Source organism: Albidovulum inexpectatum, from assembly GCF_002927635.1.
GTDB lineage: Bacteria > Pseudomonadota > Alphaproteobacteria > Rhodobacterales > Rhodobacteraceae > Albidovulum > Albidovulum inexpectatum.
In genome coordinates, this window is the sequence record NZ_PRDS01000011.1 from 20,002 (window position 1) to 44,184 (window position 24,183).

Sequence of the window (24,183 nt, forward strand, 5' to 3'; positions counted from 1 at the left end):
TATGGGAACCGCTATTTAGGCGTTCCGATCCCTCTTGACAAGCGATCTTGCCGTTGAATCGGAAGGATCGCGCCCTTTTCGGCATCCGAAAGCGCGTGAACCATGTCAGATACGGTCCGACCGGTCAGGGGGTGACGCAGATTCGGCGCGATCTCGGCCAGCGGAATCAGGACAAAGCCGCGATCCTGCATCCGGGGATGCGGCAGGATCAGCTGATCGGGTGCGGTGATTCGCTGTTGTGCTTCGGGCAGGTCGATCCAGTCGCGCACCGTCTTGGGGTCGGGCAGAACCATATCGCCCATCATCAGCAGATCGAGGTCGAGACTGCGCGGCCCCCAGCGCGTCTGTCGTTCCCGCCCGAACGCGGCCTCGATGTCATGAAGCGCCAACAAGAGCGCGTCGGCGCTCAGGTCGGCGCGGATCAGCGCCGCCGCATTGACGAAGTCGGGCCCGGATCCGGGCGGATAGGCGGGCGTGCGCCAGAAGCGCGAGACCGCCAGCAGCCGGCCGGGCATGCGCATCAGCGCGGCGCGCAGGGTCTCGGCCGGCGATCCGGCGGGCGACGGCGAATTGCCGCCGAGGGCAATAGCTGCTACCCTGCACTTTTGTACATGTGTGGATTTCTGAACCATTTGGTCTATATCCTGATCAGGGATCAATCATTCTGACATGCGCCGCGTGTGCCACTCCACGCGCTTTTCGGCCACATGTCGGGTCATTTGAAGGGGATGATTTATGTTCTACAAGGACGAGCGGCTTGCGCTGTTCATCGATGGGGCGAATCTCTACGCATCGGCCAAGGCGTTGGGATTCGATATCGATTACAAGCTGCTGCGGCAGGAATTCGAACGGCGAGGCAAGCTGGTGCGCGCCTTCTACTATACGGCGCTGCTGGAAAACGACGACTATTCGCCGATTCGCCCGCTTGTGGACTGGCTGCAGTACAATGGCTTCACCATGGTGACGAAGCCGGCCAAGGAATATATCGACAGCCAGGGCCGTCGAAAGGTCAAGGGCAACATGGATATCGAGCTGACGGTCGATGCCATGGAGCTGGCGCCGCGGCTGGATCATGCGGTCCTGTTCTCGGGCGATGGCGATTACAAGCGCCTGGTCGAGGCATTGCAGCGCCAGGGCGTCCGCGTGTCGATCGTTTCGACCATCCGCAGCCAGCCACCGATGATCGCGGATGAGCTGCGCCGCCAGGCTGACAATTTCATCGAACTGGACGCGCTGCGCGACGTCATCGGCCGGCCCCCGCGCGAACCGCGCGAGACGCGGAGCGAGACGAACGGCGGCGAGATGGCCACGGCGAAATAATCCGACAGACGGGTCGGTCAGGTTGTCGGGGCGCGCCATGTCGATTACTGTCGCGCTCCGACAGTCGAGGATTGCCATGAAGTCACCCCTGACCCTGTATCTGGCGGCGCCGCGCGGTTTCTGCGCGGGTGTGGATCGCGCCATCAAGATCGTCGAAATGGCGATCGAGAAATGGGGCGCGCCGGTCTATGTGCGTCACGAGATCGTCCACAATCGCCATGTTGTCGAGGATCTTCGGGCCAAGGGCGCCGTGTTCGTCGACGAACTGGACGAAGTTCCGGACGATCGGCCGGTGATCTTCTCGGCGCACGGGGTTCCGAAATCCGTTCCCGCCGAGGCCGCGCGCCGCAACATGGTCTATGTTGACGCGACCTGCCCGCTGGTCTCGAAGGTGCATATCGAGGCCGAGCGCCATTTCCAGAACGGGTTGCAGCTGGTGATGATCGGTCATGCCGGCCACCCCGAGACGCTGGGCACGATGGGCCAGCTGCCCGAGGGCGAGGTTCTTCTGGTCGAGACCGTCGAAGACGTCGCGAACATCGCGCCCCGAGACCCGGACAGGCTGGCCTATATCACCCAGACGACGCTGTCGGTGGATGACACGGCCGAGATCGTTGCCGCGCTGAAGGCGCGCTTTCCGAATATCGTCGGGCCGCACCGCAAGGACATCTGCTATGCCACGACCAACCGGCAGGAGGCCGTCAAGGCGATTGCCGGCAGGATCGACGCGCTTGTCGTCATCGGATCGCAGAATTCGTCGAATTCCCGCCGCCTTGTCGAGGTCGGGCGCGCGGCGGGCTGTCCGCATGGGCAGCTGGTGAACGGCGCGCAAGAGATCGACTGGCGCGCGCTGGAAGGCACGCAGGCGGTCGGCATCACGGCCGGCGCCTCGGCGCCGGAGATCCTGGTCGAACAGGTCGTCGAGGCCTTCCGCGCGCGCTTTGACGTGACGCTGATCCCGGTCGAAACCGCGCGCGAAGACGTCGAGTTCAAGGTACCGCGCATCCTGCGCGAACCCGCCTGACCCGCCATGCCGAAAGTGTTTGCCTATACCGATGGGGCCTGTTCGGGCAATCCCGGGCCCGGGGGTTGGGGCGTCCTGCTGGTCGCGCGCGAGGGCGACCGGATCGTCAAGACCCGGGAAATGAAGGGCGGCGAGGCCGAGACGACCAACAACCGGATGGAGCTGATGGCCGCGATCTCGGCGCTCGAGGCGTTGAAGCGTCCGTCCGACATCACGGTGATCACCGATTCGGCCTATGTGAAGAACGGGGTCAGCCAGTGGATCCATGGATGGAAGCGCAACGGGTGGCGGACCTCTGATCGCAAGCCGGTCAAGAATGTCGATCTGTGGCAGCGGCTGGATGCGGCCCAGGCGCGTCACAACGTGCATTGGGAATGGGTCAAGGGCCATGCCGGCCATCCCGAGAACGAACGCGCGGATGAACTTGCGCGCGAGGGGATGAAGCCCTTCAAGTCCGGGCAGGCGGGCCATGACGCTGCTTGAGGCGCTGGATTATGCGTCGGTCTTCATCTTTGCGCTGACCGGTGCGCTGGTTGCCAGCCGGGCCCAGCTGGACATCGTGGGATTTGCCTTTGTCGCCAGCCTGACGGCCGTGGGCGGCGGCACGGTTCGCGACCTTCTGCTGAATCGGCACCCGATCTTCTGGATCGACGCACCGGGTTTGATCGGAACGGCCGTCATCGCCGCCGTCCTGGTGTTCTTCACCGCCCATCTGTTCGAAAGCCGCCTGCGCGTGCTGACCTGGCTGGATGCCTGTGCGCTGGCCGTTGCCGTTCCGGCGGGGACGGGGCTTGCGCTCAGCCTTGGCCATCATCCGGCGACGGTCGTTCTGATGGGCATGGTCACCGGATGTCTTGGCGGCCTGATGCGCGACGTGGTCTGCAACGAGGTGCCGCTGGTGCTCAAGCAGGGTGAGCTTTACGTCACCGCGGCATTCGCGGGCGCCACGGCGGCGGTTCTGGGCGTGCACTTTCTGCCGCAGGGCACGGCCCTGTTGCTATGCGCGGCCGTGACGCTGATTCTTCGCGCCGGCAGTCTGGCCTTTGGCTGGCGCCTGCCCGTCTATCGCCCGCGCCCCCCGCGCAGCTGACCGTCAGCGCCGTCCCGAGCCGTAGGTCTTCCACAGCCAGATCACTGCCATTGCCCCCAGAACGGCACCGACAAATCCGCCCGCCATGCCGGTGATCGTGGTCAGGAAACGCATCACCAACCCGCCCAGAAGCGCCCCGAAGACGCCGATCGCGATCGTCGTGATCAGGTCGGTTTCCCAGCCCATCAGGCGGGTGGCGATAAAACCTGCTGCGGCGCCGATTATGATGAGTCCGATGACGGCCATGCTGCGTCTCCTTCAGCCCAAGCGGGCGGGCAGAGTCAGCCCGCGCAATGCGTCCTGGGCGCGCATGGGGCGCCGTCCTTCGCGTTGCAATTCGGTGATCTCGACGGCGCCTTCACCGGCGGCAATGCGAAAACCACCCAGAACCTGGCCGGGAACCCCCGATCCCTGGGCCATGCGGGACCGAAGCAGCTTGACCCGCTCATCGCCAATCATGGTCCAGGCTCCGGGAAAGGGGGACAGACCCCGGATCATGCGGTCGATCTCGACCGCGGGCCGGGTCCAGTCCACGCGCGTTTCGGACTTGTCGATCTTGGCGGCATAGGTCGCGCCTTCGGTTGGCTGGGGCTTGGGAACCAGGCTGTCCAGGCGCTCCAGCGTCTCGACGATCGCCGCGGCGCCCATCTCGGCCAGGCGGTCGTGCAGGTCGCCGGTGGTTTCCTCGGGGCCGATGGCGGTTCGGCGGCGCAGCAGGACCGGGCCCGTGTCCAGACCTTCGTCCATCTGCATGATGCAGATACCGGTCTCGGTATCGCCCGCCATGATTGCGCGATGGATCGGTGCGGCCCCCCGCCAACGCGGCAACAGCGAGGCGTGGATATTCAGGCAGCCCCGCCTTGGCGCTTGCAGGATCGCGGCCGGCAGGATCAGCCCATAGGCCACGACCACGGCCACATCCGGCTTCAATGCGGCAAACTCGGCCTGAGCCTGCGGGTCGCGCAGGCTGACCGGGTGCCGGACGGGCAGGCCCAGTTCCACGGCCGCCCTGTGCACGGCCGAGGGACGCTCGCGCTTGCCACGGCCGGCCGGTCTGGGAGGCTGGGTATAGACGCAGGCGACTTCGTGGCGCTGGGCCAGTGCCCGAAGGGATGGAACCGAAAATTCGGGTGTGCCCATGAAAACGATGCGCATCGTGGCAATCCTTTTCGTGTTCCGGCTAACCGCGCGATGCGGCGGTTCCGGAGGCGCGGGATTTCCGCAGCTTTTCGGCCCGCGCGATCAGCATGCGCCGGCGCAGCGGCGACAGGTGGTCGAAATACATCTTGCCGTTCAGATGGTCGATCTGGTGCTGGACCGAAGTTGCCCACAGGCCGACGAAGTCGCGCTCCTCGATCTGGCCATCGGCATTCAGAAAGCGCACCGTGACCGCGCGCGGACGCTCGACGACCGCGCTGACGCCGGGCAGGTTCGGGCTGGCTTCCTCGTGCCTGCGGGTCTTGACCGAGGCATGCAGGATTTCCGGATTGGCCATGCGGATCACTTCGCCCCGGCGGGTCGAACAATCGACGACGGCAAGGCGCAGCATGATGCCGATCTGGGGCGCGGCAAGGCCGTAACCGGGCATCGCCTCCATCGTCTCGATCATGTCGTCCCAGATCATGCGCACCGTTTCGGTGATCGCCGGAACCGGCTGGGCGGGCGTGCGCAGCCGCCGATCGGGCCAGGGGATGCAGGGCCGAACGGTCACGCGCGGGCCATTTCGCGCTTCAGCTTGATCATGCGGCGCGTGATCAGCTGGCGCTTCAGCGGCGAGAGGTAATCGATGAACAATTTGCCGTTGAGGTGGTCGATTTCATGCTGGACACAGGTCGCCCACAGCCCGTCGAAGCGCTGTTCGTGAAGCTGCCCGTCAAGACCCAGCCAGCGCACCTCGACCTGGGCTGGGCGCGTGACCTCGGCATATTGCTCGGGGATCGACAGGCAGCCTTCCTCGTAGGTGTTCAGCTCGTCCGAAGCCCAGGTGATTTCGGGGTTCATCAGAACCATCGGATTGCGGCTGCCCTCGGGGTCCTTCGAACAATCCATCACCAGGATGCGTTTCATCAGCCCGATCTGGGGGCCGGCAAGCCCCACGCCCGGTGCGTCATACATGGTTTCCAGCATGTCGTCGGCAGCGCGGCGCAGATCGTCCGTGATCTCGGTCACGGGATCGGCCACCTTCTTCAGGCGCGGGTCGGGATGGATCAGGATCGGGCGTATCGTCATGTGCGTGATGTAGGTCAAGCAGGGGGCTTTCGCAATGGGGCAGCACCGGCTTGCGCCTTTGGCAAGGATCGGTAGGCTCGGCCCAAACACAAGGAGCCCCCATGAATTCACACAGCTTCGATTTCGACGAGATCGTCGAATTTCGTGGACACCATTCCGAGAAATGGGACGGGATGGAACGGCAGTTCGGCATACCCGCGCAAGAGGGTCTGGCCATGTGGGTTGCCGACATGGATTTCCGCGCGCCGCCATCGGTCATCGCCCGCGTGCGCGATGTCGCGGAAAGCGGCATCTTCACCTATTTCGGCGATCTGCGCGAATATCACGACTCGATCATCTGGTGGATGCGCGAGCGCCACGGCTGGCAGATCGAGAGCGACGCGATCTTCACCACGCATGGGCTGGTGAATGCCGTGGCCCTGTGCATCCAGGCCTATACAAATCCCGGCGATGGCGTGGTCGTCATGTCGCCCGTCTATCATGCCTTTGGCCGGGTCGTGCGGGCCAATGACCGGCAGCTTGTCGAATGTCCTCTGGCGGTCGCCCCGGATGGGACGTTCCAGATGGATTTCGATCGCTGGGATGGCATGATGACGGGCAATGCGCGCATGCTGATCCTGTGTTCGCCACACAATCCGGGCGGCCGGGTCTGGACGGTCGAGGAATTGCGCGGCGTGGCCGATTTCGCGCGCCGGCATGATCTGATCCTGGTGTCGGACGAAATCCATCATGATCTGGTCTTCCCCGGACACCGGCATACCGTGATGCCGCTTGCCGATACCGGAATCGCCGACCGGCTGGTGGTGCTGAGCGCGACGTCCAAGAGCTTCAACGTCGCGGGCATGCATTGCGGCAATGCGATCATTCACGATCCGGCCCTGCGTGCGGCCTTTGCGCGTCAGATCGCACGCATGGCGATTTCGCCTAATGCGATGTCCTTGCACATGACGCCCGCGCTCTATTCGCCGGAAGGGGCCGCGTGGCTGGACGCTTGCGTGGCCTATCTTGACGGGAACCATCAGCTGTTCCGCGAAGGCGTGCAGGCCATTCCGGGTGTGCGCATGGCGCCGATGCAGGGCACCTATCTTGCATGGGTGGATTTCTCGGGAACGGGTATGGACCAGGCGGAAATTGCCGCCCGCGTCGCGGGGCGGGCACGAATCGCTGCCAGCCCGGGGCCTGCCTTCGGTTTGGGCGGGGATCAGCATCTGCGCTTCAACCTGGCGATGCCCCGCGCGCGTATCAGGGAAGCGGTCGAACGCCTCCAGGCGGCGTTCGACGATCTTCAGTAAGTTGGACGCCGGGCCGCCAGCGCGGCCCGGCATGTCACATGAAGGGCAGGGCGGCCACCGGCGCATCGTCCTCGCGCGCATAGTCGAGCGGCGCTGTCTCGCGCGCGGCTGTCATGCGCTTGGAGGTGCAGACCAGCTCGCCGTTGTCGATTTCCGATGCGACGATCAGCGACTGATACAGATGCCGCGCCCCGTCATAAATATCGACAAGACCGCGCAGATGCGCGACCTGGCCGGCATCCAGCCGGAAGACCGATTCCGAAAACCGAAGTATCGGGTAAGTCTCATCTCCGACCTGCACGCGCAGGCGCGCGCGGCGCAACTGGTCCCTTTTGTGGGCTTCTTCCAGCCCGGCCTGAACATCCCTTGGCAGACAAAAATCGGTCATCTCAAATACCCCCCGTCGTTCAGCATGCGCCATTCGCGCGGTGAATCAAGCTCGACATTCGATCTGTCACCATCCTGACCGGGAAAGGTAACGGGCCAATGAAGCCTTGGTTCCGTGCATGAATGCACGCAGGCTTCGCCCTGACGCGCTTTGGCCCGGTCCACGGATGCCCTATCTGTTGGCAAGGAAAGGAACCGATTATGGGCATGTTGATCGAGGGGCGCTGGTCGTCCGAATGGTATGATACCGAAGCGACGGGCGGCGCATTCAAGCGCAGCGAGTCGCGCTTTCGGAACTGGGTCACGCCAGATGGTTCGCCGGGTCCGACCGGGCGGGGCGGGTTCAAGGCCGAGGCGGGGCGCTATCACCTGTATGTTTCCTATGCCTGCCCATGGGCGCATCGCACGCTGATCTTTCGCGCGCTGAAGGGGCTGGACGACATCATCGACGTCTCGGTCGTCCATCCCGACATGCTGGATGACGGCTGGACTTTCGATACGGATTTCCCTGGCGCGACGGGGGACCGTCTGTTCGGGCATGACTACCTGCGCGAGGTCTATGTCCGGGCCGATCCGCGCTACACGGGGCGGGTGACGGTGCCGGTCCTGTGGGACCGCGAAACCGGCACGATCGTTTCGAACGAAAGTGCCGACATCATTCGGATGTTCAATTCAGCCTTCGACGAGCTGACCGGAAATCGCGACGACTACTGGCCGAAAGACCTGCGCGACGGGATCGAGAAGATCAACGCCCGGATTTACGACAAGGTCAACAACGGGGTTTACAAGGCGGGTTTCGCGACACGGCAGCAGCCCTATGATGAAGCGGTGCATGCGCTGTTCGACACCCTCGACGATCTCGAGGACCGGCTGTCACGCCAGACATGGCTGATGGGCGACAGGCTGACCGAGGCCGACTGGCGCCTGTTCACCACGCTGGTGCGCTTCGATCTGGTCTATCACCTGCACTTCAAGTGCAACCGCCGACGGCTGATCGACTACCCGGCATTGTGGGCCTATACCCGCGCGCTGTATCAATGGCCGGGCGTGGCCGGAACGGTTCGGCCGGATCACTTCGTGCGTCACTACCACTACAGCCACGAGATGATAAATCCGCACCGTATCATCCCGATAAATCCGGTCATCGATTTCGCGGCCCCGCACGGCCGCTACTGACCCGGCCTTGCAATCCGGCCCGCCATCGGTGAGCCTTTTCCGGTCCGAGATGCAGGGGGGAAACCGATGCGGCCCATCGTTGCGGCAATTGTCATGCTTGTCCTTCCGCAAACGGCCGTCGCCTGCGGTGGCCGGTTTGGCGACTTTGTTTCGGAACTGCGGCGCGAGGCCATCGCGATGGGGCACGATCCGCAGACGGTGACAGCCTTCTTCGCGCATGTCCGGCAGGACCCTGCCGTGCTGCGGGCAGATCGGTCCCAGGGTGTGTTTCGCAAGTCCTTCATCGACTTCGCGCGCGCGGTCATCCGGCGCGACCGGCTGGAGAATGGCCGGCGCAACGCGCAGAAATATGGGCCCGTATTCGACCGGATCGAGGCCGAGCTTGGCGTGCCCAGGGGCATCCTTCTGGCCTTCTGGGGGCTCGAGACCGATTTCGGCGCCGTTCAGGGCAAGTTCAACACGTTGAACGCGCTGGTCACGCTTGCCCATGACTGCCGCCGGCCGGAACTGTTCCGTCCCCAGATCTTTGCCGCGCTGGAACTGTATGAACGCGGCGACTTTGATCCACGCCGCACGACGGGGGCATGGGCGGGCGAGATCGGCATGGTCCAGATGCTGCCCGAGGACATCCTGCGCAACGGAGTCGATGGCGACGGGGACGGTCATGTCCGACTGAAGACCTCGGCCCCCGATGCGCTGATGTCCGCCGCGCATATGCTGCGCGGGCTTGGCTGGCGCCCGAATGAGCCCTGGCTGCAGGAAATCGTCGTGCCGTCCGACCTGGACTGGTCCCGAACGGGCCTGAACCATCCCAGGCGGATCGAGGAATGGGAGCGGATGGGCGTTCGCGGGCGCAGCGCCCCTCTGGCGCGTGGCCTGTCAGGTGCGATCCTGCTGCCGATGGGGCGCAAGGGACCGGCCTTCATGGCCTATCCGAATTTCAGTGTGCTGTTCGAATGGAACCGCAGTTTCGTCTATGTCACGACCGCCGCCTATTTCGCCACGCGGCTGGAGGGCGCGCCGGTCTTCGATCCGCGCAATCCCGAACCTGGCCTGACGACCCAGCAGATGAAGGAATTGCAGCGCAGACTGGTGGCGCGCGGTCACGACGTGGGCGGTGTCGATGGCATCCTGGGCGAGAAAACGCGCGAGGCCGTTCAGAAGGAGCAAGTCCGTCTTGGCCTGCCCGCGGATGCCTGGCCGACGCCGGCGTTGCTGGGCCGGCTGTAGCGCGCCCGGGTCATTGACGATCCCGCGGGGCGGCCCCATTCGCGATTGGCGCGGTCGACTGCAATGCGGGGCGCGCCCATGGGGTGCAGATGGGTCCGGCGCTGCAATTGGACCGGTCTGGATGGCCTCGCGCGGTGTCGATCGGCCGCGAGCCGGGAGCGATGAATGTCCCGCGCGCGTCCGGTCATCAGCCGCTTCCGGTCATGCCGGGGTGCACGGATGCCAAGGGCCTGTCTTCCTTCTTGCGTTGACATGTCGCGGACGAAAGCGTCTCTTGGTTCCGATCCATTGGGACAACAAGGGAGTTGAGCATGAAACATGCCGTTTTTGGAGCGCTCGTTGCGCTTGGGCTTGCTGCGGGCCCGGCCGCGGCGCAGGACAAGTTCATTTCGATCGGCACGGGGGGCGTCACCGGCGTCTATTATCCGACGGGCGGCGCGATCTGCCGCATGATGTCGAAGACACGGTCCGAACATGGCATCCGCTGTGCCGTCGAATCGACGGGCGGTTCGGTCTACAACATCAACGCCATCCGCTCGGGCGAGCTGGAATTCGGCGTGGCCCAGTCCGACTGGCAGTACCACGCCTATAACGGCACCTCGAAATTCGAGGAGAACGGCCCGTTCACGGAGCTGCGCGCCGTCTTCTCGATTCACCCCGAGCCGTTCACCGTCGTGGCGCGCGCCGATGCGGGCATCAAGACCTTCGACGATCTGAAGGGCAAGCGCGTCAATGTCGGCAACCCCGGTTCCGGCCAGCGTGGCACGATGGAAGTGGTGATGGCCGCCAAGGGCTGGACCATGGACGACTTCGCCCTTGCTTCCGAGCTGCAGGCGGCGGAACAAAGCCAGGCACTGTGCGACAACAACATCGATGCGATGGTCTACACCGTCGGCCATCCGTCGGGTTCGATTCAGGAAGCGACCACGGCCTGTGATGCGGTCCTGGTCAGCGTGACCGGCCCCGAAATCGACAAGCTGGTCGAGGAAAACCCCTTCTATCGCAAGGCGGTCATCCCGGGCGGCATGTATCGCGGCAACCCCGACGATGTCGAAACCTTCGGCGTGGGCGCAACGCTGGTGACGTCGGCCAATGTGCCCGATGACGTCGTCTATGCGCTGGTCAAGTCGGTCTTCGAGAATATCGACCAGTTCCGGGGCCTGCATCCGGCTTTCGCCAATCTGGACCCCAAGCAGATGGTCAAGGACGGCCTGTCCGCGCCGCTGCATCCGGGGGCCGAAAAGTACTATCGCGAAGCCGGCCTTCTGGAATAATCGGCCGGCGCCGATTGCGGCCCGGACAGCCCGGGCCGCGACCGGGCGCCGGCTTTGGTCGGCGCCCTTCACGTCTCAGGGGCTGACGGCCTGAAGATCCGGCACGGCCCCGCAGCAAACGAGGGACCCCGTGATGAGCCAGAACCAGGATCGGAGCCAGGACCAGAGCGCCGCCGCGCTGTCCGAGGAAGAACTGCAGGAGCTGGTTGCCGCAACCGATACCGGAGGCCGCGCGCCGACCAACCGCAAGGTCGCTCTGCTGATCTCGGGCCTTGCGCTTGCCTGGTCGCTGTTCCAGCTGTGGATCGCCCAGCCGCAGCTTTGGTTCGGGGCATGGTTGCCGGTGATGAATTCCTCGCAGACCCGGCCGATGCATCTGGCCTTTGCGATGGTGCTGGCCTATCTCGCCTATCCGGCCTTCAAGTCTTCGCCGCGCGACCGCGTGCCTCTGGTGGACTGGATTCTGGCCTTCGTCGGCTTTGGCTGCGCCTTCTACGTCTTCGCATTCTCGACCGAGCTGGCGCTGACCGCGCGCTCGGGTCTGCCCACGCAGATGCAGGTCGCAATCGGCGCCGTCGGCATCGTGGTCCTGCTGGAAGCCTCGCGCCGGGCGCTGGGCCCCGCGCTGGCGATCGTGGGGACGCTCTTCATGCTGTATGCCTATATCGGGCAAGGCTGGCTGATCCCCGACCTGATCGAACATAACGGCCTGTCCTTCACGGCGCTGATCAATTCGCTGTGGCTGGATACGACAGGCGTGTTCGGCATTCCGCTGGGCGTCTCGACGGCCTTCGTCTTTCTGTTTGTCCTGTTCGGCGCGATTCTCGACAAGGCCGGGGCGGGCAACTACTTCATCCAGCTGGCATTTGCCGGGCTGGGGCATCTGCGCGGGGGGCCAGCCAAGGCGGCGGTTGTCGGGTCGGCGATGACGGGTCTGATCTCGGGCTCGTCGATCGCCAATGTCGTGACCACCGGGACCTTCACCATCCCGCTGATGAAGCGTGTTGGATTTTCCTCGGAAAAGGCCGGCGCGGTCGAGGTCGCAAGCTCGGTCAACGGACAGATCATGCCGCCGGTCATGGGGGCTGCGGCCTTCCTGATGGTCGAATTCGTCGGGATTTCCTATGTCGAGGTGATCAAGCACGCCTTCATCCCGGCGGTGATCTCCTATATCGCCCTGGTCTATATCGTGCATCTCGAGGCGCTGAAGAAGGACATGCCCGCGCTGGGCGAGGCCCGCAGCCTGCTTCAGATGTTTCTCAAGATCTTCATCGGCTTCGTCCTGGCGGCAATCGCCTTCACGGCCCTGATCTATGGCATCCGCGGTCTGCGTGCCGCCGCGCCGGGCATTGCCGACTGGGTCGTGATGGCCGCGATCCTGGGGGTTTATGTGCTGGCCGTGCGTGTTGCGGCGCGCCGCCCGGACCTTGCCCTGGACGATCCGAACTCGACCGAGATCAAGCTGCCCACCATCGCACAGGTCTTTCCCACGGGGCTGCATTTCCTGCTGCCCATCCTGGTGCTGGTCTGGTTCCTGATGGTCGAGATGCAATCTCCGGCAAAGTCGGCCTTTTATGCCGTTGGACTGATGCTGTTCATCATCGTGACCCAGCGGCCGCTGAAGGCCATGTTCCGGGGCGAAGATGTGGCTCAGGCCACGCGGGCCGGGTTCTTGGATCTGATCGAGGGCCTGATCATGGGCGCGCGCAACATGATCGGCATCGGCGTGGCCACGGCAGCCGCCGGCATCATCGTGGCGACCGTGACCAAGACCCCGATCGGCACCGAACTTGCGGGTCTGGTCGAGCTCTTGTCGGGCGGCCACCTGTTCATCATGCTGCTTCTGGTCGGGGTCTTTTCGCTGATTCTGGGCATGGGCCTTCCGACGACGGCGAACTATATCGTCGTCTCGTCACTGATGGCGTCGGTCGTGGTCAGCCTGGGCGCACAGGAGGGCCTGATCGTGCCGCTGATCGCGGCGCATCTGTTCGTGTTCTATTTCGGGATCATGGCCGATGTGACCCCGCCGGTCGGGCTGGCAAGCTTTGCCGCCGCGGCCGTATCGGGCGGCGATCCGATCCGCACGGGCTTCACGGCGTTCTTCTATTCCATGCGCACGGTCGCCTTGCCGTTCCTGTTCATCTACAACCCCACGCTGATCCTGTATGGCGTGGATCTGGGGACATGGGCGGGCCTGCTGCACGCGGCTTTCATCTTTGTTGTTGCGACCATCGCCATGCTTCTGTTTGCGGCCGCGACCCAGGGCTATCTGTTGGCGCCGTCGCGGCTGTGGGAAAGTGCCGCCCTGCTGCTGGTGGCGTTCACGCTGTTCGTGCCGGGGTTCTGGCTGGACCGGATCCAGCCCCGGTTCCATGAAAGCCCGCCGACCGATCTGGCCGCGGCCATCGATGCGGCGCAGCCCGGGGAGACGGTCCGCTTCGTGGTCGAAGGCCCGTCCTTCTCGGATGGCAGCATCACCCGAATGACCCTTGTCCACACGGTGACGGAGTCGGATCCGCCGACCGGTCGCGCCGAGGCCGCCGGCCTGTTCCTGATCCAGGAGGGTGACAGGCTCTTCATGGACGAGCCGATGTTCGGGTCGTATTACGGCGAACAGCTGAAGGGATTCGACTTCTACACCGACACGCGGGTCGAGGTTGTCAGCCTTCTGACGCCAGCGCAGCGGATGCCAAAGCAGGTATTCTACATCCCCGCCCTGCTGCTGCTTGGGCTGGTCGTCGCGCTGCAACGCCGCCGCCAAACCAAACCCGCCTTCTGAGGAGTTGAGCCATGGCCAAGACGATCCTGCTGGCCGTCGATATCGGAAACGAGGAAACAAGCCGCGCGCCACTTGCCGCCGCGCTGGATCTTCTGCACGACGGCGGGGTTCTGCACGTCATCACGGTGATGCCGGATTTCGGCCTGCCGCAGGTCTCGGGCTTCTTCCCCGAGGGATACGAGAAGAAGGCGCATGCCAAAATTCTGGAAAGCCTGAAGGACTGGATTCGTCGGCATGCGCCCGAAGGAATCGAAACCCATGCCCATGTCGGGCACGGCACGATCTACGACCAGGTCCTGAAGGCGGCGGACAAATACGATGTGGATGTGATCGTGATCGGGTCGCACCGTCCGGCATTGAAGGATTACCTGCTGGGGCCGAACGCGGCGCGGGTCGTTCGCCATGCCCGCCAATCGGTCTATGTGGCGCGGAGCTGAGCCATGCCCGGTCACATCTTTGGCCGCTCGACCCGCGCAAAGCTGCCTTTTGCCGTGGGTGGCGAAGGCTGCTACCTGATCGATGCCCAGGGCCGCCGCTATCTGGATGGGTCGGGCGGTGCCGCGGTATCCTGTCTTGGCCATTCGGATGAAAAGGTGTGCGCGGCACTGCATGCGCAGCTGGACCGGCTGGCCTTTGCCCATACCGGCTTTTTCACGACCGAAGCCGCCGAAGCGCTGGCCGACCGGCTGGTTGAAGAGGCACCCGAAGGGATCGAACGGGTTTATCTTGTGTCCGGCGGGTCCGAGGCTGTCGAGGCAGCCCTGAAACTTGCCCGGCAGTATTTCCTCGAGATCGGCCAGCCGGCGCGTCACAGGGTGATCGCGCGACGGCAAAGCTATCACGGCAACACGCTGGGGGCGCTTGCCGCCGGTGGAAACGAATGGCGCCGCGCGCAGTTCTCGCCGCTGCTGATCGAGACGTCCCATATCTCGCCCTGCTACGAATATCGCGGCCGCGAAGAAGGCGAAAGCGTCGAGGCCTATGGCCGGCGCGTCGCCGGTGAGCTGGAGGCCGAGATCAACCGGCTTGGGCCCGAAACGGTGATGGCATTCATCGCTGAGCCGGTCGTCGGGGCAACCGCCGGCGCCGTCCCCGCGGTGCCGGGCTATCTGAAGCGTATCCGCGAGATCTGCGACCGCCATGGCGTGCTGCTGATCCTGGACGAGGTCATGTGCGGCATGGGGCGTACGGGTCACCTGTATGCTTGTCTCGAGGACGGCGTGTCGCCCGACATGATCACGATCGCCAAGGGTCTGGGCGCGGGGTATCAGCCGATCGGCGCGCTGCTGTGCAGCGGCGCGATCTTTGATGCGATCGACCGGGGGTCGGGATTCTTCCAGCATGGTCATACCTATATGGGCCATTCCATGGCGGCTGCGGCGGCGAATGCCGTTTTGTCGCGCATCCTTGATGACGGGCTCCTGCCGCGCGTGCGCGCGCAGGGCCAGAAGCTGGACGCTGCCCTGCGGTCGCGGCTGGGGCAGCATCCCCATGTCGGTGACATTCGCGGGCGCGGCTTGTTCCGGGGCGTCGAGCTGGTCGAGAACCGCGAGACCAAGGCGCCCTTCGACCCCGCCCGGCGCCTGCACGCGCGGATCAAGACCGCCGCCATGGAGGTGGGGCTGATCTGCTATCCGATGGGCGGCACGATCGACGGGCGGCGCGGTGACCACGTGCTGCTGGCACCACCTTTCATCATCAGCGATGACGAAATCGGTGAACTGGTGGACAAGCTGGCAATCGCCATCGACCGGGCGCTCGTGGCATGAGCCTGCCGCGCGTGATGGTTGCGCCGAACGGCGCTCGGCTTGGGCCGGACGATCATCCTGCGCTGCCCGTGACGGTCGAGCAGATCGTCCGGACGGCGCGCGCCTGTCAGGCCGCGGGGGCCGACGGACTGCATGCCCATGTGCGCGACACCAAGGGCCAGCACGTTCTGGATGCCGGGCTCTATGCCGAGCTGCTGGCCGAGCTGAACGTTGCCTGCCCCGGATTGTACGTTCAGGTCACGACCGAATCCGTGGGCCGCTACAGCCCGGCCGAACAGCGGGCATTGGTCGAGACCTTGCGCCCACCTGCGGTTTCCATCGCGGTTGCCGAGATCACGGCAGACGATGACGACGCGGCGAATGCCCGCCTGTTTGGCCTGTGCCACGAGGCCGGTATCGAGGTGCAGCATATCCTGTATGGCCCGCAGGACATCGCGCGGCTTGCCCTGATGGTCGGCGCCGGGATCGTGTCGGCCGAAGGGCTTTGCGTTCTGCACGTCCTTGGACGTTATGTGCCGGGCCAGGTATCGACGCCAGATCAGCTGCTGCCGGTGCTCGAGGCGCAGAACAGCGCCGGGCTCGCCCCCGACTGGGCCCTGTGCGCCTTTGGTCCGCATGAAACCGAGTGCCTTGTGGCTGCCGTTGCCTCCGGCGGAAAGGCCCGAATCGGTTTCGAGAACAACCGCCTGATGCGGGACGGTCGCGTGGCGCGCGACAATGCCGAGCGCGTGGCGGAACTGATCGCCGAGCTTCGAGCCGCAGGACTGCACCGGTGAACGGTAGAGCTGTTCACGCAGCCTGACAGGTCATGTATTTGCAGGGAAGGGGATGGTGGGCGACCCTGGAATCGAACCAGGCATGGGTCTCCCCGGCGGAGTTACAGTCCGCTGCCGCACCTTGCAGCACGTCGCCCGACGCGCTGGCTGATTACTGCCCAACGCGCGGGGCGTCAACACCAAATCTTGGCCGCAATGCGCTTCACAGACCGCGTGATCTGGGATAGGCCCGGTTGCAACCCGAGATATGGATATCGCCATGAAGAAACCCGCCTGGGTCATCGAAAAGGAGCGCGCCCGCCGCAAGGCCTCGGCCGAGACGGTGTGGCTGTTCGGCCTGCACGCGGTGCGCGATGCGCTCGCCAATCCGCGGCGTGAACGGTTGCGGCTGGTCCTGACGCGCAACGCTGCCGACCGGCTGGGCTCGGATGTTCTGGGGGCGGCCGGGATCGAGCCCGAAATCGTCGATGCGCGTATCTTCGACAAGCAGGTGCCGCTGGACCCGGCCAGCGTGCACCAGGGCGCGGCGCTCGAGGTTCGCCCCTTGCGCTGGGGATCCGTGGACGAGCTGTGTTCGACCGGCCCGGGTGCCGTTGTCGTGGCGCTCGACCGCGTGACCGATCCGCACAATGTCGGCGCGATCCTGCGATCGGCCGAGGTGTTCGGGGCCCGCGCCGTGATCGCGCCTTCGCGCCATTCCGCGCCCGAAACCGGGGCGCTGGCCAAGACGGCAAGCGGCGCGCTTGAACGCCAGCCTTATCTGCGCGTCGGCAACCTGGCCGATACGTTGCAGCGTCTGCAGGCCATGGGCTATGTCGCGCTGGGCCTTGATGGCGAGGCCGAAACGACCCTGGAAGAGGGACTGGCAGAGGCTTCGGGCCGCCCCGTCGTTCTGGTGCTTGGGGCCGAGGGGCCCGGCCTGCGCGCGCGCACGCGCGAGACCTGCGATCGGCTGGTCCGTATCCCCTTTGTCGGCCAGTTCGGATCGCTCAATGTCTCGAACGCGGCGGCGGTTGCGCTTTATGCGGCCTCGCGCCGCTGACGGTTGGACACAAGTCTTCACGCTTGCGGGAGCGGTCTTTCGCCACGGCGCGCGGGGTGACATCTTTGGCCTGTCCGAAGCCAGAGGAGGAAGAATGCGATCCGCCCATGTCCGAACCGCCGGCCAAGCCGTGACGCGCCGCGCCATCATCGCGGCCCTGTTGTTGCTTCCGGTCACGGGGACGATCCTGCGCCCCGCACTGGCCACCGAACCCGAGATCAATGCACCGGGGGGAATCGCGCTTTCGGGCTATGATCCGGTTGCCTATTTCACCCAGGGCAAGCCGGTCATGGGCCTGTCTTCGCTTGCGCTGAAATGGCATGGCGTGATGTGGTATTTCTCGACGCCCGAAAACCTCGAGGCCTTCGAGATGAATCCCATGGCCTATATGCCGCGCTATGGCGGCTATTGCGCCTATGCCGTCGCCAAGGGCAGCCTGGCGCCCGGCGATCCCGATGCCTTCACCATCCATGACGGGCGGCTGTACCTCAATTTCTCGCCCGAGATTCGCGCCATCTGGCGGCAGGACATCGCGACCTATGTGGCAATGGCCGATCGCAACTGGCCATCGGTTCTGGGGCAATGACGTGATCACATTCCCGCGACAGGTCTTTCAAGCCGACCGATCCGTCCTAAATTCCATACTGGAAGCGGCGCACACGGAACATCGCTGCTTCTCATTCACTGTCCCTCGTTCCGCGACTGGCGCCCGTTCTCTGGATCGGGCGCTTTTTTCGTGCATGATGACGCCATGACCGCGTGTTCGGACGAATATCTGAAGGATATCCTGCGCACGACCCGCGTCGTTGCGGTGGTGGGGGTTTCCCCCAATCCGGTACGGCCATCGCATTACGTTGCGCGTTATCTTGGGTTGAAGGGGTATCGCGTGATCCCGGTCAATCCCGGCCATGCGGGGCAGACGATCCTTGGGCAGACGGTCTATCCCGACCTGGCCTCGATCCCCGACGAAGCCGGTGTGGACATGGTGGACATCTTTCGCCGCCCCGACGCCGTTCCCGCGATCGTGGACGAGGCGATGACGCATCTGCCGCGATTGCGCACCATCTGGATGCAGATCGGGGTCGAACATCCCGAGGCCGCGCGCAAGGCCGAGGCAGCCGGCTTGAGCGTTGTTCAGAATCGCTGTCCCAAGATCGAATATCAGCGGCTGTTCGGAGAATTGCGGATGGGAGGCTTTGCGACGGGCGTGATATCGTCTCGGCTGTAGGATGGCTTTGCAATCGCGCCCCGCTGTGGCAAGACGCGGCCGGAACCGACACGGAGAAGCCGCGATGATCCTTTATCCCGCGATTGACCTGAAGGATGGCCAATGTGTCCGCCTGCTACATGGCGAGATGGACAAGGCCACGGTCTTTGGTGATGACCCGGCCGCGCAGGCCGCGGCCTTCGAGGCGGCGGGCTGCGAATGGCTGCACCTGGTCGATCTGAACGGGGCCTTTGCCGGCCAACCCGTCAACGCCGCCGCCGTCGAGTCGATTCTGTCGCGCGTGAAAGTGCCCGCCCAGCTGGGCGGGGGAATCCGCGACATGGGCACGATCGAGATGTGGCTGTCCAAGGGGCTGGCGCGGGTCATTCTGGGGACTGTCGCGGTCGAGAACCCGGATCTGGTGCGCCAGGCCGCGCGCGCGTTTCCCGGCCGGATCGCGGTTGGGATCGATGCCCGCGACGGGCGTGTCGCGACGCGCGGCTGGGCAGACCAGACCGATGTCGTGGCCATCGATCTGGCCCGCCGGTTCGAGGATGCCGGGGTGGCCGCGATCATCTATACCGATATCGGCCGCGACGGCGCCATGACGGGCCCCAATATCGAGGCCACGGCAGATCTGGCGCGGTCCGTCTCGATCCCCGTGATCGCGTCGGGCGGGGTGTCGTCGCTGGATGACCTGATCGCGCTGCGGGATACCGGCGTGATCTCGGGCGCGATCTCGGGGCGGGCACTGTATGACGGGGCGATCGATGTGACTCAGGCGATCCGTGCATTGGCGGGTTGAGCGCGCCCTTTCCATCGCGGCGGTGGCGCGCTAGGACATTTCCGAAAGGATGCATCGATGCTGAAGACCCGGATCATCCCCTGTCTGGACGTGGCCGATGGCCGCGTTGTCAAGGGCGTCAACTTCGTGAACCTTGTCGATGCGGGCGATCCGGTCGAGGCGGCCAAGGCCTATGACGCGGCGGGCGCGGATGAGCTTTGCTTTCTGGACATCCACGCCACGCATGAAAACCGCGGCACGATGTATGACCTGGTGTCGCGCACGGCCGAGCAATGCTTCATCCCGCTGACGGTCGGCGGGGGTGTGCGCAGTCATCACGACGTGCGTGCGCTGTTGCTGGCCGGTGCCGACAAGGTGTCGTTCAACTCGGCCGCCGTGGCAAACCCCGATGTCGTGGCAGAAGCCGCAGATCGCTTCGGCAGCCAGTGCATCGTCGTCGCGATCGATGCAAAGACCGTCGAACCGGGGCGGTGGGAGATCTTCACCCATGGAGGGCGGCGCCCGACGGGAATCGACGCGGTGGAGTTTGCCCGCAAGGTCGAAGAGCGCGGCGCGGGCGAGATCCTGCTGACCTCGATGGATCGGGATGGAACCCGCGCAGGATTCAACATTCCGCTGACCCGCGCGATTGCAGATGCCGTGGACATCCCGGTGATCGCATCGGGGGGCGTCGGGACGCTGGACCACCTGGTCGAGGGCATCGTCGAGGGCCATGCCTCGGCGGTGTTGGCCGCGTCGATCTTTCATTTCGGGGATTACACCATTCGCGAGGCCAAGGAGCATATGGCCCGCGCGGGCATACCGATGAGGCTGGAATGAACGTTCTGGAACGCCTGGCAGCGACGATCGATTCGCGCCGTGACGCCGACCCCGAATCGTCGTGGACGGCGCGGCTGTTGTCGCGGGGGCCGGAAAAATGCGCCGAGAAATTCGGTGAAGAGGCCATCGAGGCCGTGATCGAGGCCGTGCGTGGCAATCGCGGCAGGCTGGTCGCCGAAGCCGCCGACGTGCTGTATCACCTTCTGGTCATGCTGAGCGCGCGCGGCGTCACGCTGGAGGAGGTGGTGGACGAACTTGCCCGGCGCGAGGGCGTGTCGGGTATTGCCGAGCGGCAGTCGCGCAATCAATCGTGATGGCACTTCGGTCGCGCGGGGCGGGGCGGGCTTGAATTCCCGAACGCTTCCGCGTATCCCGCCATGGTTCCACCACCGCGAAGGGTCCATTCATGGCCACCAATCCGCTCAAGTTCATCCAGCAAGTGCGCTCGGAAGTTGCCAAGGTTCACTGGCCCAACCGGCGCGAGGTGATGGTCACCACGGCGATGGTCTTCGTCATGGCGGCGCTGACATCGGTCTTCTTCTTTCTGGTGGATCTGGTCATCCGGCTGGGATTGACCACGATCCTTGGGCTCAGCAGCTGAAGGTGGCCGTGCCATTCGGCCTTGAAATTCGCGCCGAAGGCCTGTAACTGAACGCCTAACTGCCTGGGCCCGGCGCGCATCGATTCGTCCTGCGCGCTGTTTTTTGTTCAGGCAAGAATGGGGCAACCCGCTGAAATTCATTCAAGATCCGGCGTCGTGTCGCCGGCAGACGAGGTCAGAGGCAGATGGCGAAACGGTGGTATTCGGTAAGCGTTCTCTCGAACTTCGAGAAGAAGGTTGCCGAGCAGATCAAGCACGCCGTGGCCGAGCAGGGCCTTGAGGACGAGATCGACGAGGTTCTGGTCCCGACCGAAGAGGTCATCGAGGTTCGCCGCGGCAAGAAGGTCAAGACCGAGCGCCGTTTCATGCCCGGCTATGTTCTGGTCCACATGGAAATGACCGATCGCGGCTATCACCTGATCAACTCGATCAACCGCGTGACGGGCTTCCTGGGTCAGCAGGGCAAGCCGATGCCGATGCGTGATTCGGAGGTCAACGCGATCCTCAACCGTGTCGAGGAAGGCCAGGAAGCCCCGCGCAGCCTGATCCATTTCGAGGTGGGCGAACAGGTGAAGGTCACCGATGGCCCGTTCGACGGCTTTACGGGCATGGTCGAAGAGGTGGACGAAGATGCCAACCGCCTGAAGGTGATGGTGTCGATCTTTGGCCGGCCGACGCCGGTCGAGCTGGAATTCGCCCAGGTGCAGAAAGTCGCCTGAGGCGTGTGTCGTGGGAGGTTCAGGCGGCAGCCTGGCCGGACCACTAAACTGCGCCAGACCCTTGGCGGGTGGCGCCAGTGAAGAAGGAGAGGCCAGATGGCCAAGAAGGTCGTTGGGCAGCTGAAGCTGCAAATCAAGGCGGGGGCTGCGAACCCGTCGCCGCCCGTTGGTCCGGCTCTGGGTCAGCGCGGCATCAACATCATGGAGTTCTGCAAGGCGTTCAATGCCCGCACGCAGGACATGGAAAAGGACGCGCCGATCCCGACGCTGATCACCTATTACGCGGACAAGTCCTTTACCTTCGAGATCAAGACGCCGCCGGCGTCGTGGTATCTGAAGAAGGCCGCGGGTCTGAAGCCGGTCGGCAAGCGCAACCGTCCCAAGGGGTCGTCGAAGCCCGGACGCGAGGTCGCCGGCTACGTGACGCCCGCGCAGATCCGCGAGATCGCCGAGGCGAAGATGAAGGATCTGTCGGCGAACGATATCGAAGCCGCGATGAAGATCATTCTTGGCTCGGCCAAGTCCTGCGGCATCGAGGTAAAGGGGTAAGTCATGGCCAAGCTTGGGAAACGCATGAAGGCGGCCCGCGAGGCCTTCGCCGGCAAGTCGAACGTCACGGTTGAAGAGGCGGTCAAGCTGATCAAGTCCACCGCCGGGGCGAAATTCGACGAAACGCTGGAGATCGCCCTGAATCTGGGTGTTGATCCGCGTCATGCCGATCAGATGGTGCGCGGCGTCGTCACGCTGCCGAATGGCACGGGCAAGGATGTGCGCGTGGCCGTGTTTGCCCGTGGTGCCAAGGCTGACGAGGCCAAGGAAGCCGGGGCCGACATCGTCGGCGCCGAGGACCTGGTGGAGACGATCCAGTCGGGCAAGATTGATTTCGATCGCTGCATCGCCACGCCCGACATGATGCCGCTGGTCGGCCGTCTGGGCAAGATCCTGGGTCCGCGCAACCTGATGCCGAACCCGAAGGTCGGCACGGTGACGAACGACGTCGCCGCGGCCGTAAAGGCGGCCAAGGGCGGCGAAGTCCAGTTCAAGGTCGAGAAGGCCGGTATCGTTCACGCCGGCATTGGCAAGGTGTCGTTCGACGAAGAGAAGCTGGCGCAGAACGTCCGCGCCTTCGTCGATGCGGTGGCCAAGGCCAAGCCGGCCGGCGCCAAGGGCACCTACCTGAAGAAGGTGTCGCTGTCCTCGACCATGGGGCCGGGCATCAGCGTGGATCTCGCCTCGGCGACCGCGCAGTAACGGATTTCGGGGCGGGCAAGCCCGCCCCGGCAAGATTCCCGGTCCTTCGGGGCCGGGGATGACGGTGCCGCAAGCGGCGCCGTCCTGTCCGAGACGGAGGGCGGGGAACTTCCCCATAAGTCCTTCCTGAGATGGGAAACGAGACTGGAACAACCGGGGCGATGCCTCGGGCGATCCTGGCCTCGGGACCATCACGGACCCGAACCCCGGCGAACGTGCCGGGACCTAGAGAGCCGGGGGGAAACCCCCATACTTGGAGTGAGACTGTGGATAGAGCCCAGAAAGAGAAAGTGGTCGAGGAACTCGGCCAGATCTTCGAAAGCTCTGGCGTCGTGGTGGTTGCCCGCTACGAAGGCATGACAGTTGCTCAGATGCAGGACCTGCGCGCGGCCATGCGTGAAGCGGGTGGGTCCGTCCGTGTCGCCAAGAACAGGCTCGCCAAGATCGCCCTTGAAGGCAAGCCCTGCGCAAGCATCGGCCAGCTTCTCACGGGCATGACCGTGCTCGTCTATTCCGAGGACCCTGTCGCAGCAGCGAAGGTCGCGGATGCCTATGCCAAGAAGAACGACAAGTTCGTGATCCTTGGCGGCGCAATGGACGGCACGGCGCTGGACCAGGCTGGTGTGAAGGCCGTTGCCGCCATGCCGTCGCGCGAGGAGCTCATCGCTTCCATCGCCGGCTGCATCGGGGCGCCTGCCTCCAACATCGCCGGGGCCATTGGCGCGCCTGCTTCGAACATCGCGGGCATCCTTTCGACCTTGGAAGAGCGGGAAGCCGCGTGAGCAACAACTGCCTTCGTCGGCTGCGGCCTGACGTTGGAACACAAACCAGGAATGGAATACTGAAATGGCTGATCTGAAGAAACTTGCCGAAGAGATCGTGAACCTCACGCTTCTCGAAGCCCAGGAGCTGAAGCAAATCCTGAAGGACGAGTACGGCATCGAGCCCGCCGCCGGTGGCGCGGTCATGGTCGCCGGTCCGGCTGCTGGCGGTGACGCTGGCGCTGCTGCCGAAGAAAAGACCGAATTCGACGTCGTTCTGACCGATGCCGGTGCGAACAAGATCAACGTGATCAAGGAAGTTCGCGCCATCACCGGCCTGGGCCTGAAAGAGGCCAAGGAACTGGTCGAAGCCGGCGGCAAGGTGAAGGAAGCTGCTCCGAAGGCCGAGGCCGAAGAGATCAAGAAGAAGCTCGAAGAGGCTGGCGCCAAGGTCGAGCTGAAGTAAGACCGTGTGGGGCTTCGGTCCCGACATGGAACTTGGGCTGGGTCCGGGGCTTTCCCGGGCCCAGCCGAACCTGTCTTGAAGGTGGCGCCGGGCACGGCGTCGGTGCCCCCTTCAAGGCGAGGTTCACGGTTCGGGAGTGCCCCGGTGGGACGGGGTGCATGAATTG

The 24,183-nt window shown here is 64.5% G+C and carries 30 protein-coding genes and 1 tRNA gene; 24 read left to right on the forward strand and 7 right to left on the reverse strand.

Going from position 1 to position 24,183, the window contains the following annotated elements; translation table 11 throughout:
* Positions 1-11: 11 nt before the first annotated feature.
* A complete protein-coding gene (folK, locus tag LV82_RS13570; RefSeq protein ID WP_104072574.1) occupies positions 12-632 on the reverse strand; it encodes a 2-amino-4-hydroxy-6-hydroxymethyldihydropteridine diphosphokinase in 621 nt (206 codons plus the stop codon).
* A 103-nt stretch (positions 633-735) separates the two neighbouring features.
* On the opposite strand from folK, the gene LV82_RS13575 reads away from it, so the two are divergent.
* From LV82_RS13575 to LV82_RS13590, 4 genes are all read left to right on the forward strand, one after another.
* Positions 736-1,320 (forward strand): LabA-like NYN domain-containing protein, encoded by a 585-nt coding sequence (locus tag LV82_RS13575; RefSeq protein ID WP_104072576.1) that lies wholly within the window; start codon positions 736-738, stop codon positions 1,318-1,320.
* A gap of 76 nt (positions 1,321-1,396) precedes the next feature.
* Positions 1,397-2,344 (forward strand): 4-hydroxy-3-methylbut-2-enyl diphosphate reductase, encoded by a 948-nt coding sequence (gene ispH / locus LV82_RS13580; protein WP_211289221.1) that lies wholly within the window; start codon positions 1,397-1,399, stop codon positions 2,342-2,344.
* A gap of 6 nt (positions 2,345-2,350) precedes the next feature.
* Positions 2,351-2,827 carry a ribonuclease HI gene (rnhA, locus tag LV82_RS13585; RefSeq protein ID WP_104072578.1) on the forward strand — a complete coding sequence of 159 codons (477 nt, stop codon included), beginning with the start codon at positions 2,351-2,353 and terminating at the stop codon, positions 2,825-2,827.
* On the forward strand, positions 2,814-3,434 hold the full coding sequence (locus LV82_RS13590) for a trimeric intracellular cation channel family protein (RefSeq protein WP_104072579.1): 621 nt from the start codon (positions 2,814-2,816) through the stop codon (positions 3,432-3,434). The genes rnhA and LV82_RS13590 overlap by 14 nt, the downstream gene beginning before the upstream one ends.
* 3 nt (positions 3,435-3,437) lie before the next feature.
* On the opposite strand, the gene LV82_RS13595 is transcribed toward LV82_RS13590, so the two are convergent.
* Genes LV82_RS13595 through def (LV82_RS13610) form a run of 4 tightly spaced genes read right to left on the reverse strand, consistent with a single transcriptional unit; the run spans position 3,438 to position 5,663 of the window.
* Positions 3,438-3,680: a GlsB/YeaQ/YmgE family stress response membrane protein gene (locus tag LV82_RS13595; protein ID WP_104072581.1), complete on the reverse strand. Its 243-nt coding sequence runs from the start codon at positions 3,678-3,680 to the stop codon at positions 3,438-3,440.
* Between the two features lie 12 nt (positions 3,681-3,692).
* Entirely contained in the window at positions 3,693-4,589 is an 897-nt protein-coding gene (fmt, locus tag LV82_RS13600) for a methionyl-tRNA formyltransferase (RefSeq protein ID WP_104072583.1), read from the reverse strand.
* A gap of 25 nt (positions 4,590-4,614) precedes the next feature.
* A complete protein-coding gene (gene def, locus LV82_RS13605; RefSeq protein ID WP_104072585.1) occupies positions 4,615-5,145 on the reverse strand; it encodes a peptide deformylase in 531 nt (176 codons plus the stop codon).
* On the reverse strand, positions 5,142-5,663 hold the full coding sequence (gene def / locus LV82_RS13610) for a peptide deformylase (RefSeq protein WP_104072587.1): 522 nt from the start codon (positions 5,661-5,663) through the stop codon (positions 5,142-5,144). The genes def (LV82_RS13605) and def (LV82_RS13610) overlap by 4 nt, the downstream gene beginning before the upstream one ends.
* Positions 5,664-5,764: 101 nt before the next feature.
* On the opposite strand from def (LV82_RS13610), the gene LV82_RS13615 reads away from it, so the two are divergent.
* Positions 5,765-6,955: a MalY/PatB family protein gene (locus LV82_RS13615; RefSeq protein ID WP_104072589.1), complete on the forward strand. Its 1,191-nt coding sequence runs from the start codon at positions 5,765-5,767 to the stop codon at positions 6,953-6,955.
* Between the two features lie 34 nt (positions 6,956-6,989).
* On the opposite strand, the gene LV82_RS13620 is transcribed toward LV82_RS13615, so the two are convergent.
* A complete protein-coding gene (locus tag LV82_RS13620) occupies positions 6,990-7,343 on the reverse strand; it encodes a hypothetical protein (protein ID WP_104072591.1) in 354 nt (117 codons plus the stop codon).
* 200 nt (positions 7,344-7,543) lie between these two features.
* Between LV82_RS13620 and LV82_RS13625 the strand changes: the two genes are divergently transcribed.
* The 7 genes from LV82_RS13625 (at position 7,544) to LV82_RS13655 (ending at position 16,346) form a co-directional block, all read left to right on the forward strand.
* Positions 7,544-8,518, forward strand: coding sequence for a glutathione S-transferase family protein (locus LV82_RS13625; RefSeq protein ID WP_104072592.1), 975 nt, complete (start codon positions 7,544-7,546; stop codon positions 8,516-8,518).
* Between the two features lie 66 nt (positions 8,519-8,584).
* Positions 8,585-9,748 (forward strand): lytic murein transglycosylase, encoded by a 1,164-nt coding sequence (locus LV82_RS13630; protein WP_104072594.1) that lies wholly within the window; start codon positions 8,585-8,587, stop codon positions 9,746-9,748.
* Between the two features lie 311 nt (positions 9,749-10,059).
* Positions 10,060-11,022: a TAXI family TRAP transporter solute-binding subunit gene (locus LV82_RS13635; RefSeq protein ID WP_104072596.1), complete on the forward strand. Its 963-nt coding sequence runs from the start codon at positions 10,060-10,062 to the stop codon at positions 11,020-11,022.
* 133 nt (positions 11,023-11,155) lie between these two features.
* Entirely contained in the window at positions 11,156-13,801 is a 2,646-nt protein-coding gene (locus LV82_RS13640) for a TRAP transporter permease (protein ID WP_104072597.1), read from the forward strand.
* Between the two features lie 11 nt (positions 13,802-13,812).
* Complete coding sequence (locus tag LV82_RS13645) at positions 13,813-14,238, forward strand: universal stress protein (protein ID WP_104072599.1); 426 nt, start codon at positions 13,813-13,815, stop codon at positions 14,236-14,238.
* A 3-nt stretch (positions 14,239-14,241) separates the two neighbouring features.
* Positions 14,242-15,570 (forward strand): aspartate aminotransferase family protein, encoded by a 1,329-nt coding sequence (locus tag LV82_RS13650; protein WP_104072601.1) that lies wholly within the window; start codon positions 14,242-14,244, stop codon positions 15,568-15,570.
* Positions 15,567-16,346, forward strand: a complete 780-nt coding sequence (locus LV82_RS13655; RefSeq protein ID WP_104072603.1) for a beta-keto acid cleavage family enzyme — start codon at positions 15,567-15,569, stop codon at positions 16,344-16,346. Before LV82_RS13650 ends, LV82_RS13655 begins: the two co-directional genes overlap by 4 nt.
* A gap of 53 nt (positions 16,347-16,399) precedes the next feature.
* Here the strand turns inward: LV82_RS13655 and LV82_RS13660 are convergent.
* A tRNA-Tyr gene (locus LV82_RS13660) sits at positions 16,400-16,483 on the reverse strand.
* A gap of 122 nt (positions 16,484-16,605) precedes the next feature.
* Between LV82_RS13660 and rlmB the strand changes: the two genes are divergently transcribed.
* The 12 genes from rlmB (at position 16,606) to rplL (ending at position 24,017) form a co-directional block, all read left to right on the forward strand.
* The gene (gene rlmB / locus LV82_RS13665; protein WP_104072646.1) at positions 16,606-17,388 is read left to right on the forward strand and encodes a 23S rRNA (guanosine(2251)-2'-O)-methyltransferase RlmB; all 783 of its coding nucleotides are present in this window, start codon (positions 16,606-16,608) and stop codon (positions 17,386-17,388) included.
* Positions 17,389-17,482: 94 nt separating this feature from the next.
* Positions 17,483-17,974 (forward strand): YHS domain-containing (seleno)protein, encoded by a 492-nt coding sequence (locus tag LV82_RS13670; protein WP_245873171.1) that lies wholly within the window; start codon positions 17,483-17,485, stop codon positions 17,972-17,974.
* Between the two features lie 165 nt (positions 17,975-18,139).
* Positions 18,140-18,616 carry a CoA-binding protein gene (locus LV82_RS13675; protein ID WP_104072604.1) on the forward strand — a complete coding sequence of 159 codons (477 nt, stop codon included), beginning with the start codon at positions 18,140-18,142 and terminating at the stop codon, positions 18,614-18,616.
* 64 nt (positions 18,617-18,680) lie between these two features.
* Positions 18,681-19,400, forward strand: coding sequence for a 1-(5-phosphoribosyl)-5-[(5-phosphoribosylamino)methylideneamino]imidazole-4-carboxamide isomerase (gene hisA / locus LV82_RS13680; protein WP_104072606.1), 720 nt, complete (start codon positions 18,681-18,683; stop codon positions 19,398-19,400).
* Between the two features lie 57 nt (positions 19,401-19,457).
* Entirely contained in the window at positions 19,458-20,219 is a 762-nt protein-coding gene (gene hisF / locus LV82_RS13685; protein WP_104072608.1) for an imidazole glycerol phosphate synthase subunit HisF, read from the forward strand.
* Entirely contained in the window at positions 20,216-20,533 is a 318-nt protein-coding gene (locus tag LV82_RS13690; protein WP_104072609.1) for a phosphoribosyl-ATP diphosphatase, read from the forward strand. Before hisF ends, LV82_RS13690 begins: the two co-directional genes overlap by 4 nt.
* A gap of 92 nt (positions 20,534-20,625) precedes the next feature.
* Positions 20,626-20,820 (forward strand): preprotein translocase subunit SecE, encoded by a 195-nt coding sequence (gene secE, locus LV82_RS13695; protein WP_104072611.1) that lies wholly within the window; start codon positions 20,626-20,628, stop codon positions 20,818-20,820.
* A 185-nt stretch (positions 20,821-21,005) separates the two neighbouring features.
* Positions 21,006-21,539 carry a transcription termination/antitermination protein NusG gene (gene nusG / locus LV82_RS13700; protein WP_104072612.1) on the forward strand — a complete coding sequence of 178 codons (534 nt, stop codon included), beginning with the start codon at positions 21,006-21,008 and terminating at the stop codon, positions 21,537-21,539.
* 96 nt (positions 21,540-21,635) lie between these two features.
* On the forward strand, positions 21,636-22,088 hold the full coding sequence (gene rplK, locus LV82_RS13705; protein WP_104072614.1) for a 50S ribosomal protein L11: 453 nt from the start codon (positions 21,636-21,638) through the stop codon (positions 22,086-22,088).
* A 3-nt stretch (positions 22,089-22,091) separates the two neighbouring features.
* Complete coding sequence (gene rplA, locus LV82_RS13710; RefSeq protein ID WP_104072616.1) at positions 22,092-22,790, forward strand: 50S ribosomal protein L1; 699 nt, start codon at positions 22,092-22,094, stop codon at positions 22,788-22,790.
* Between the two features lie 266 nt (positions 22,791-23,056).
* A complete protein-coding gene (gene rplJ, locus LV82_RS13715; protein WP_104072617.1) occupies positions 23,057-23,572 on the forward strand; it encodes a 50S ribosomal protein L10 in 516 nt (171 codons plus the stop codon).
* 64 nt (positions 23,573-23,636) lie between these two features.
* Entirely contained in the window at positions 23,637-24,017 is a 381-nt protein-coding gene (gene rplL / locus LV82_RS13720) for a 50S ribosomal protein L7/L12 (RefSeq protein ID WP_104072619.1), read from the forward strand.
* Positions 24,018-24,183 lie beyond the last annotated feature (166 nt).